Source organism: Kitasatospora sp. NPDC096128, assembly GCF_040303105.1.
GTDB lineage: Bacteria > Actinomycetota > Actinomycetes > Streptomycetales > Streptomycetaceae > Kitasatospora.
Window position 1 is genome coordinate 32,608 of the sequence record NZ_JBEOSP010000037.1, and the last position, 9,352, is coordinate 41,959.

Here is a 9,352-nt window from a genome sequence, read left to right on the forward strand (position 1 = left end):
GTCCTAGCGGGATGGGGTGGTGGTGGGGGGTCAGGTGAGGAGGACGCGCGCCCAGACGCGCTTGCCCGAGCCCCGGCGGACGACGACGCCGAAGTCGAGCGAGAGCTCACGGACGAGCCGGATGCCCCGGCCGCCCTCGTTGAAGCGGCGCGGGCGGCGGTTCTGGAGCGGCAGGTCGAAGCGCGGGTCCCACACTTCGAGGCGGCAGTCGCCGCTGAACTCCTGGAGGTAGAGCCGGACTTCACCGTCGCCCTGGCAGGCGTGGACGACGGCGTTGGTGACGAGCTCGGAGCCGATGAGGACCAGGTCGTCGACCTTGTCGCCGTCGTAGCCCCAGAGGTTCAACTGGTCGCGGATGTGGCGGCGGGCGATGCGGACCGAGCCGGAGTGCTCGGTGAGGGTGAGCTCGGAGGTGCGGAGGAGAGGAGTGCTCAACGCGGACATGGGTGCCCCTTCGCTTCGACACGACGCCATGTGCGTGTCCGTGCGGTCACGTTGAGTGTGGGGGAGTTCGATTCGAATTTGCAACCCGAACGTGTCCAAAGAAGAAACAAATTAGTTGATCTTGAACGCCGCTAGACTGGACCCACAGTCAAGGGAGGGCAGCGTTGGGCACAGACCCGTCGGCGATCAGGAACATCCGCCTCGGAGAGGAACTGCGGCAGTGGCGGCTGGAGAACAACAAGACGCTGGCCGACGTCACTGCTGGCTTGAGAGGGTGGAATCCGGCCCGGCTGAGCAAGATCGAACGAGCCCGTCTACCAGTGAGCGCCGCCGACTTGGCCACCTACCTGGACCACTGCGGGATCACTGGGGATGACCGCGCCGAGATCGAACGTCTCGCCACGGACGGTCCTTCGAAACACTGGTGGGAGGACCACGAGTTCGCCGATACGATCGGCGCCGCGTTCGCGGAGTTCCTCGGCCTCGAAGCCGATGCGACGCACATGCTCGACTACTACCTGTCCGCCTTCCCCGGCCTGCTCCAGACTGAGGCCTACGCGCGAGAGGTGATCGCCGCCGGTCTCGACGGCCTCAGCGACGATCAGAGCGAAGCCGCCGCAGAGATCCGAGTCCTGCGCCAACGGCGACTGACCGAGGAACCCCGGATCAACCTGGAGGCGTACTTCGGCGAGGTCGCGCTCCTGGTAGGCGGCGATCGCGACATTCTGGCTGGTCAGATCCGTCATGTCATAGACGTCGCGCAGCAGTCGAACGTAACCCTGCGTATGGTCCCGCTGAGCGCAGGACGCCAAGCCATCTTCTCGTCCGGCCTGACGCTGATGCATTTCTCCGGCGAAGAGAGCTTCGTCTTCGTCGAAGCCGTCGGCGGTATGCTCCCGCGTAGGTCGGGACGCAATGTGCGACGAGCCGAACGCGCCTTTGCGCGGCTCAAGCGATACTCGCTGTCGCCGGAGGACACCATCACCGCACTTGAGCACAAGTTGGAAGAGTTGACGTGATCAGCAAGCACGACCCCTACTCCCACGATCCCGCTGACGCCGAGTGGGTCAAGTCGCCTTTCTCCGGCGAGTCCAACGGCAACTGCGTGATCATCGCCCGCTTCGACAACGGCGACGTATGGCTCGGCGACGACAAGCACCCCGACCGCCCCCACCTCGCCTTCAACCAGGCCGAGTGGACCGCCTTCGTCCAGGCCATCGAAGCCCGCGACCCCCGCTTCACCGCCTAACCTGACGGTGGCCCTGCTCGACATCGCGAGCAGGGCCACCGGCCATCGGGAGGCGACCATGCACGACCCCTACGACCACAACTCAACCGACGCTGAGTGGGTCAAGTCTCCCTTCTCCGCCGACGACAACGGCAGTTGCGTGATCATCGCCCGCTTCGACAACGGCGACGTCTGGCTCGGCGACGACAAGAACCCCGACCGCCCCCACCTCGCCTTCAACCAGGCCGAGTGGACCGCCTTCGTCCAGGCCATCGAAACCCGCGACCCCCGCTTCACCGCCTGACCGGCTCCCCGGGCCCGGCCCGTTCACCGACGGGCCGGGCTCAGTCCTCCTCGGAGGACTCGGGCATCTCCTCCGCGATGCCCCGCGTCTGCGGCGTCAGCACGGGATTCCCTCGGAGCGCCCCTGCGCCACCGGCCTTCGCCATCGGGAGGTTCTCGAGGAACTCGTCCACCGAGTACTGTCCGCCGTTCGTCTTGGCTGGGTGCGGGCTCCGGGGCTCTTGACGGTGGCCGCTCATTCATGAATCGTCAAGCAAATCCACGCAACTGGCTTGCGAGAGGAAGTTGGCATGGCACTACGGTTCATCGGAATGGACCGTGCGCTGTGAAAGCTCTGTGATTCGTGGAGGGTGAGAGACCTTCCCCCTCTTCCTGTCGCAGCAGGGGAGGTGAAGCTGAGGGCAGCCTGAACCAGGGAATGCTGGGGAGGGCGGGAGAGGATGTGGTCCGGCTGCCGACGCGGATGGTGCCGATCTTGAGGAAGGCGTGCGATGCCGCCGAAGGCGCCGACGTTCGCTGAGCAACTGGCCGCCGCCCGTTCCACTGCGGTCCACTTGGAGATGCGCGACTCCTACAGCGTGGCCAAGGAGACCGAGGCGTTCGCGGCGTGGCAGGACGGCTTCCGTCACGACCCCGACGACCGGGCGTGGGACAAGCAGATCGGCCTCCTGATGCGCGACTACCCGTACGACTCCGTCATGGCCGCCCGCGTCCTCGGACAGGGCTACGCCTACCTGCTGACCGCGATGGCCCACCGCACCGAGCAGCTGAGCCTGGGCCCCAGCTCGCTGGTCGACATCGGCGTCCACACGATCATCCTGGACACCGTCGCCTACGCCGAGTTGTGCCGGAATCACAACGACGGCCAGTTCCTGCACCACGTGCCGGCCGTCGAGTTCAAGCAGGACGGTACCGTCCTGCGCACCGCCCAGCTCATCGCCGCCGACGGCTGGGACGTGGACCGGCCCTTGTGGGCGGACGCCGCGAACTGCAGCCCCTGCCACCCCGGCAACGACTCGCACTGACCAGCCAGTTGCGGTGGCCTCGGCCGGGCCGAGGCCACCGCAACGCCTACGGGTGAAGTTCACCGAAGCCCCTGCACCCGGACGCACCGGGGACCAGGATGGCCCGGGTGAAGACCACCGCCCCCGCCCGAACAGCGGCGCCAGACCTCTGGCACCACTACGGCCGCACCCGCACCGACCGGACCGTCCCCGACTCCTTCTCCTGGGTCTGGGCCCAGGACGGCGGGCCGGGCACCGAGGTCCTGGGAGACCTCACCGGCCTTGTCCTGGCTGACCTCGGCGCGGGCGCCGCCCGACACGCCGCCCACCTCGTCACCCACCATGCCCCGGCCCGGGTCGACGCCATCGACGCCTCCCCCGCCCAACACGCAATGTCCCGCGACCTCTTCAACGACCTCCCCCCACGTCTGCGCACCCTGCGCGCCGACGTGGTCGAGCACCTGGACGCGCACCCGGGCGTGTACGACGTCCTCTACTCGGTCTTCGGAGCCCTCGACTTCACCGACCCCCGCCGACTGTTCCCGGCCGCTGCCCGCGCCCTGCGTCCCGGCGGGTTGTTCGCCGCCTCCACCCTGGGCCACTACATCGGCGGAGTGCCCGCCGAACCGGACGTGCGGCACGCCGACATCCCGGCCCGCTCCCCGGACGGCACCCCGACGTCGATGCCACGTTGGGTCCTCCAAGAGCACGTCTGGACCAAGCTGCTGGACGAGGCCGGTTTCGCGGACATCAGCGTCGACCGGCTGCCTCCGGTGACGCCGGGCCCGCGATCGGCCGACACACTGCTGCTACGGGCCTACCGGCCCCGGTGAGGACCATTCGTCGCGGCCCTTCCGGCGCGGTGGTCACCGTCCGCGGGACTCCTCGGCCGCTCCGGGCCCGTACGGGCCTCAGCCCATTCCCCGGACCGGCGGCTCGTCCCTGGTCCCGTCCTCGGCGACGACCGTGAACTGCTCCCGGCCCGCCGCCGAGAGGTCCACCGGGTACAGCGAGGCGGTGTCGTTGACGTCCAGCTCGCGGCTGCGCCGGCCGGTCGCGGAGTCGATCCGGGTCAGCTTGTCGCGGGTCATCGCCCACACCGACGTCCCGTCGACCAGCACGCCCGTCACCTGGTCGTCCAGGCCCGCCGTCCACTGCCTGGTGCCGTCCGCGAGGGAGTAGGCGACCAGCCGCCCGGTGGCGGTGCGGCTCGGGTGCGGGCCGCCGCTGATGCTGACGTCGCCCTGCCTCTCCCCCGGCACGATGAACAGGTCTCCGACCACCACCCCGCCGAGCAGCGGGCGGGCGGTGAACTCGTCGAAGGCGTGGACACCGCCCAGCATCACGTCGAGGTCGTACTCATCGCCGGAGACCGCTATCGCGGCCCGCTGCCGGCCCGCCCGGTCGAAGCTGAGCACCGCGTGGGTGCCGTGCTCGGCCTGGGCGTCGACCCAGACCGCGAGCGGGTCGACGGACACCACCATGAAGTTCTTGAGCCCGCCCTCGGCCGGCATGGCGGTCCGCGTCCGTCCCTGCCCGTCCCCGGGCGCCACGGTGCGCACGACCGCCGTCCCGTCACCGCACTCCGCGGCCGTCACCACGTCCTGGTCCCCGCCCGCGACCTCGATCGGGGTGCACCCGGCGTCGGGCGCGCTGCGCCACAGCTCCCGGCCGTCGGTCAGCCGCACGGCCCGCCAGCCGTCGGTGCCCTGCAGCACGGCCTGGGCACCCGCCACCGCGACGAGGTCGGAGTCCGCGCCGTCCCCGTCCCGGGCGGGCGCGTTCACGGTGGCGGTCCAGCCCTGCTCGCCGTCCGCGAGGTCCAGCGACGTCACCGCCGCACAGGGCCTGCCGCGCGGCGCGTGCCCGACCAGAGCGATGCCGCCCGCTCCGATCCCCCGGCTCATCGTGCACACGGAGTCGGAGCCCGGCGGCGTCCACCGCCAGGCGACCGACCCGCCGCCGCTGCGGTAGGCCACCACCTGGTCGGGGCGGACCCGCACCACCAGGCTCCCGTTGGTCCAGCTGCCGACGGCGCGGACGGTGGACGGGTGGTCCGCCGGGGCCTTCCAGGAGTCGTTGAGGCCGTCCCCGGCGAAGCCGAGGAAGATCCCCAGCCCCAGCACGGTGCCGACGGCCGCCGCGGGGAGCCCGCGCCTGGGGTGGATCAGCGCCCAGACGAAGCCGGCGCCGCAGGGCAGCAGGCCGAGGATGCTGATGGCACCCATGTACCGGAGGCTGGCACCGCCGAACCCGTTCGCGGGGCCCAGCAGCACGGCCAGGCCCATGCTCGCGAACAGGGCTCCCAGCACACCGCCGGCCACCACCGGCCCGGTCTCCTTGTGCTTGGCGAGTCCGGCGAGCCACCTCGTCCTCGCCCGGACGACGCTGTCCTCGGGCCCCTCGGCCATGCCCGTCTCTCCCCTGCGAAGCGCCGCCCCCGCAGTAGGGCGACGATCATCGGATCGTCGCAGAACGGGACAAGATCCTAAACAAAGAGCAGGGAAAACCCCGTCCTCCCCTGCACATGGGAGGCCCTGACCGGCGCGATCGTTACGAATCACGCCCAGCAGCCCCGCACGCCGCAGCCGCGCGTCAGCCCGCCGCCCAGCCCGGGAGGCCCGGCAGCACCGCCTCGGCGAGGCGGTAGAGGGCGGCGTCGTCGATCGGCAGGGAGTCCTTGCGCCAGACACTGAGCTCGAAGCTGCCGCCGGTCCCGCCCGGGTTCTTCGCGACGGCGAGCGCGTGGGCGGGGGCGCCGGCGCCCGTCGTGGACTTGCCGCCGCCGAGGGAGAAGGACAGCGTCATCGTGGGGGCGCGGTAGAACAGCGCCTTGTGGCCGAGGACGGGTGCGCGCGGATCCGCCGACGGGTAGAGCCGGGCGTAGTCGTCCACGTCGACGTCCGTGCTGTCCGCGAGCTGGACGTAGAGCTCGCTGAACTGCACCTCCGCCGCTCCGTAGCTGTCCTTGTCCAGGCCCAGCCCACCGCCCAGCGTCATCCCGGGCTGGGCCACCAGCACCCGCTCCTTCGGCAGGCCCATCAGCGCCGGCAGGTCGGCACGGTTGAGCGCGGCGCACAGCGCCGGGTACTCGGCCGAGTCCGTCGGCTTCGCCGGAGTGCACTTCGCGGGCGCGTTGTTCGGCCCGAGGCCGCGGCCGTCCCCGGTCAGGTACCAGAGGCCGGCGAACAGCGCCCCCACCAGGACGACCGCGAGGGCGGCCTGCAAACCCACCCGCGGCCCCCGCCCGCCGGCTTCGGGCCCGGGCTCCGGCTCCGCCCCGGGCTCCGCCTGTATGTCCGGCTCCGGCCCGGGCTCGGCGGCGCCGGTCTCCACGATTCCCCCACGATCACCAGTCACCGGCGGACCCTATCCCCGCCCGCGCCCGCCCGCACCGGCATTTCCCCGGCCCGCCGAGGCCGGGAGGCCGGCCCGGCTCCTCGCGACCTCGACCGCCGTCCCGCCGTCCCGCTGTCCCGCTGTCCCGCTGTCCCGCCGAGGAGGGTGACGAACGGCCGCGCCCCCGGGGTAGGTTGAAGCGGACCGGGGCGCAGGCACCGGATCGCGGAAGGGGCGGGGGATGCAGCCGGGCGAGGTACTCGACGGGCGGTACGAACTGGTCGAGCAGATCGGCGAGGGCGCCTTCGGCGCGGTCTGGAAGGCCCGCGACGCGCGCATCCGACGCCTCGTCGCCGTCAAGGTGATGCTCCCCGGCGCCACCGGCTCCTCCAAGGACGCCGCCCGGTTCGCCCGTGAGGTGGCCACGGCCGGCGCGCTCAACCACCCGTCGATCGTCACCGTGCACGACTTCGGGCAGCACCGCACCGCCGAACGCCCGCTGTTCTTCCTGGTCATGGAGCTGCTCGACGGCGCCCCGCTCAGCCACCACCTGGCCGACGGGCCGCCGCCGCTGCTCCGGGCGCTCGACTGGGCCACCCAGATCGCCGGAGCACTGGCCACCGCGCACCGGGCCGGGGTCGTCCACCGGGACGTCAAACCGGCCAATGTGATGGTCCAGTCCGCCGGAACGGTCAAGGTGGTCGACTTCGGCATCGCCCGCACCGGCACTGCCGACGACGGCGTGACCAGCACCAACGTGATCGTCGGCACGCCCGCCTACATGGCCCCCGAACGCTTCGAGAACCGCGCCCTCGACGCCCGCTCCGACCTCTACGCCTTCGGCTGCCTGCTGCACGAACTCCTCACCGGCCGCACGCCGTTCAGCGGCACCCTGTACGAGCTGATCCGCCGGCACGGCGAGGTCCCGCCGACCGCCCCGAGCGCCCTGCGGCCCGGGCTGCCGGCCGAACTCGACGCCCTGGTGCTCGGCCTGCTCGCCAAGGACCCGGACCACCGCCCGGCCGACGCCGACGGCGTCGCCGAACGGCTGCGCCGGATCGCCGAACCGCTCGGGGCCGCCTTGCACCGGCCCACCCTCCTGGACTCCCACACCGCCGAGCCGGACCCGTACGTCCTGGCCCGCCGCCAGGAGGCGGACGCCCTGCTCGACCGGGCCCGCACGGAAGTCGCCCGGCTCCGCGAGCAGTTCGAGGCCGAGGCCGCCTTCCTCCGCCGCCAGGCCGAGCAGGACGTGACCGACATCCGGACCCGCACCGAGTCCGCGGCGCAGCAGATCATCGCGGACGCCCGGGCCCGCGGCGAGCAGCTCGAACGGGAGTCCGCCGCCCGGGCCGCGGCCAGCCTCCAGCAGCTCGGCGAGACCGAGCAGCGCGACGACCTGCTGAGTCGTCAGGCCGACAAGCTGCGCGGCGACGCCGAGCAGCTGCGGCGCAGCATGGACAACGCCCGGCGGCAGGCCTCGGACTTCCTGGCGGACGCGGTCGCCAAGGCCGGGCTCGGCCCGGCCCAGGAGCCCCGGCAGCAGTCGATCGCCCCGCCCGCGCAGCAGCGGCGGCGACTCCCGAGCATGCAGGAGCTGCTCGCCGGTCGCTCCCGGGCGGCCGAGCGGAACGGCCCGGGCCCCGAGGGCGGTCACCGGGGCCGCGACTAGACCAACTTCATTCCCTTCGAGTGGAGTTGACGAGGCAACAAACGTGGTCCGTCACAGCATCACCGTCTGCGCTCACTCGACCGGGTGAGCCTCGGCACCCGACCGTACGCGCACGCACGGCCGCTCGTTCTGCTCTACATGATCCCCGCGCCGTCCACAGCTTCCTCACGCCCCGAGCACAGTGCCGCCCCGAGGTCGCCGTGGCGGTGATCGGCCGGGCCACCGCGGCGGCCCTCTCCTTCACCATCCTGCTGGTCCCGGCGGCCGTCACCCCGGGCGAGCAGCGGGCACCCCGGGTCGGGGCCGGATGGTGGGAGGTGACGGCCAACGCGGCCAACGTCCGGAGGGACCACTTCGGCGGCGACACCGTGATCGGGCTGGCCCGCTCCGGCGACCGGGTCGAGGTCGTGGACACCTGGACCTCGCCGCTCGGCGCCCGCTGGGCGAAGGTCATGGTCGCCCGCACCCGGGTGAGCGGCTGGATCCTGTGGCCCCTCCTCACGCACCGCGACCCGCTGCCGGAACCGTAGAATCCGGCTGTCCCCTCCGGACACCAGCCCCGACCGTCACCCCCCGACCGTCTTCCCCCCCGACTGCCCCCCAGGAAGGACCGGCGTGTTCCGAGCGCAGCGCCCGCACACCGCACAGCTCACCCCGTGGGAGGGCGACGGACCGGTCTCCGGCGTCGCCCTGCTGCTGCCCGGCGGGTTCATCCGGAGCAAGCTCGGACCACTGCGGATCGCCGAACTCGGCCTGCAGGGGCTCGCCATCGAACTCACCGACCGCGGCCGCCCGCACGGGGTGGCGGTGCACCTGCTGCGCTACCGCCACAGCGGCTGGAACGGCGCCGACGCCGACACCGCGGTCGACACCCGCTGGGCACTCGACGAACTCGACCGCCGCTACCCGGGCGCGCCGGTGGTGCTCATCGGCAACTCGCTCGGCGGGCGGGCCGCGTTCTGGTGCGCGGGCCACCCGAACGTCGTCGGGGTGGCCGGGATCGCCCCCTGGCTGCCCACCGGCGACCGGGTCGACCAGCTGGCCGGACGGCGGGTGCTGATCGTGCACGGCACCGCCGACCACAGTGCGGCCAACGCGGCCCAGTCCCTGGAGTACGCGCTGCGCGCCCGGCCGGTCGCGCCCGACCTCGCGCGGTACGAGGTGCCCGGCGGCAGCCACTACCTGGTCCGGCAGAGCGCCGACATCAACGCGCTGACCACGGACTTCACCCTGGCCGCGCTGGGCGCCGGGGACGCGCCGCTGGCGACGGGGGCGGTCTGCACCCGACTGCCGGCCCGGGCGTAGCCCCGGGGCGGGCTCCCGGCGTGTGGGGGGGGGGCGGGGCCAGGGGCGGCCGGGGCG

At 72.2% G+C, this 9,352-nt stretch carries 12 protein-coding genes; 8 read left to right on the top strand and 4 right to left on the bottom strand.

The window, feature by feature from the left end:
* Window positions 1-30: 30 nt before the first annotated feature.
* Complete coding sequence (locus tag ABTY61_RS31915) at window positions 31-444, bottom strand: ATP-binding protein (protein WP_350508608.1); 414 nt, start codon at window positions 442-444, stop codon at window positions 31-33.
* Between the two features lie 164 nt (window positions 445-608).
* On the opposite strand from ABTY61_RS31915, the gene ABTY61_RS31920 reads away from it, so the two are divergent.
* Genes ABTY61_RS31920 through ABTY61_RS31930 form a run of 3 tightly spaced genes read left to right on the top strand, consistent with a single transcriptional unit; the run spans window position 609 to window position 1,976 of the window.
* Window positions 609-1,463 (top strand): helix-turn-helix domain-containing protein, encoded by an 855-nt coding sequence (locus ABTY61_RS31920; protein WP_350508609.1) that lies wholly within the window; start codon window positions 609-611, stop codon window positions 1,461-1,463.
* Window positions 1,460-1,693, top strand: coding sequence for a DUF397 domain-containing protein (locus ABTY61_RS31925; protein ID WP_350508610.1), 234 nt, complete (start codon window positions 1,460-1,462; stop codon window positions 1,691-1,693). The genes ABTY61_RS31920 and ABTY61_RS31925 overlap by 4 nt, the downstream gene beginning before the upstream one ends.
* 58 nt (window positions 1,694-1,751) lie before the next feature.
* Complete coding sequence (locus tag ABTY61_RS31930; protein ID WP_350508611.1) at window positions 1,752-1,976, top strand: DUF397 domain-containing protein; 225 nt, start codon at window positions 1,752-1,754, stop codon at window positions 1,974-1,976.
* Between the two features lie 40 nt (window positions 1,977-2,016).
* On the opposite strand, the gene ABTY61_RS31935 is transcribed toward ABTY61_RS31930, so the two are convergent.
* Window positions 2,017-2,148, bottom strand: a complete 132-nt coding sequence (locus tag ABTY61_RS31935; protein WP_350508612.1) for a hypothetical protein — start codon at window positions 2,146-2,148, stop codon at window positions 2,017-2,019.
* A gap of 318 nt (window positions 2,149-2,466) precedes the next feature.
* Between ABTY61_RS31935 and ABTY61_RS31940 the strand changes: the two genes are divergently transcribed.
* Window positions 2,467-3,000: a DUF6879 family protein gene (locus ABTY61_RS31940; protein ID WP_350508613.1), complete on the top strand. Its 534-nt coding sequence runs from the start codon at window positions 2,467-2,469 to the stop codon at window positions 2,998-3,000.
* Between the two features lie 107 nt (window positions 3,001-3,107).
* Window positions 3,108-3,812, top strand: a complete 705-nt coding sequence (locus tag ABTY61_RS31945; protein ID WP_350508614.1) for a class I SAM-dependent methyltransferase — start codon at window positions 3,108-3,110, stop codon at window positions 3,810-3,812.
* 78 nt (window positions 3,813-3,890) lie between these two features.
* On the opposite strand, the gene ABTY61_RS31950 is transcribed toward ABTY61_RS31945, so the two are convergent.
* Window positions 3,891-5,390: an outer membrane protein assembly factor BamB family protein gene (locus ABTY61_RS31950; protein ID WP_350508615.1), complete on the bottom strand. Its 1,500-nt coding sequence runs from the start codon at window positions 5,388-5,390 to the stop codon at window positions 3,891-3,893.
* 184 nt (window positions 5,391-5,574) lie between these two features.
* Complete coding sequence (locus ABTY61_RS31955; protein WP_350508616.1) at window positions 5,575-6,213, bottom strand: DUF6215 domain-containing protein; 639 nt, start codon at window positions 6,211-6,213, stop codon at window positions 5,575-5,577.
* A 346-nt stretch (window positions 6,214-6,559) separates the two neighbouring features.
* Here ABTY61_RS31955 and ABTY61_RS31960 point away from each other — a divergent pair, with 346 nt between their 5' ends.
* The 3 genes from ABTY61_RS31960 to ABTY61_RS31970 all read left to right on the top strand — a co-directional run bounded on the left by ABTY61_RS31960 (window position 6,560) and on the right by ABTY61_RS31970 (window position 9,295).
* Entirely contained in the window at window positions 6,560-7,990 is a 1,431-nt protein-coding gene (locus ABTY61_RS31960) for a serine/threonine-protein kinase (RefSeq protein ID WP_350508617.1), read from the top strand.
* 200 nt (window positions 7,991-8,190) lie between these two features.
* Window positions 8,191-8,520, top strand: a complete 330-nt coding sequence (locus ABTY61_RS31965; RefSeq protein ID WP_350508618.1) for a hypothetical protein — start codon at window positions 8,191-8,193, stop codon at window positions 8,518-8,520.
* An 85-nt stretch (window positions 8,521-8,605) separates the two neighbouring features.
* Window positions 8,606-9,295: a dienelactone hydrolase family protein gene (locus ABTY61_RS31970; RefSeq protein WP_350508619.1), complete on the top strand. Its 690-nt coding sequence runs from the start codon at window positions 8,606-8,608 to the stop codon at window positions 9,293-9,295.
* Window positions 9,296-9,352: the final 57 nt, after the last annotated feature.

Coding starts and splice junctions, on each gene's coding strand:
- ABTY61_RS31915 (WP_350508608.1), bottom strand. CDS start 444: ATGTCCGCGTTGAGCACTCCTCTCCTCCGCACCTCCGAGCTCACCCTC.
- ABTY61_RS31930 (WP_350508611.1), top strand. CDS start 1,752: ATGCACGACCCCTACGACCACAACTCAACCGACGCTGAGTGGGTCAAG.
- ABTY61_RS31940 (WP_350508613.1), top strand. CDS start 2,467: ATGCCGCCGAAGGCGCCGACGTTCGCTGAGCAACTGGCCGCCGCCCGT.
- ABTY61_RS31950 (WP_350508615.1), bottom strand. CDS start 5,390: ATGGCCGAGGGGCCCGAGGACAGCGTCGTCCGGGCGAGGACGAGGTGG.
- ABTY61_RS31960 (WP_350508617.1), top strand. CDS start 6,560: ATGCAGCCGGGCGAGGTACTCGACGGGCGGTACGAACTGGTCGAGCAG.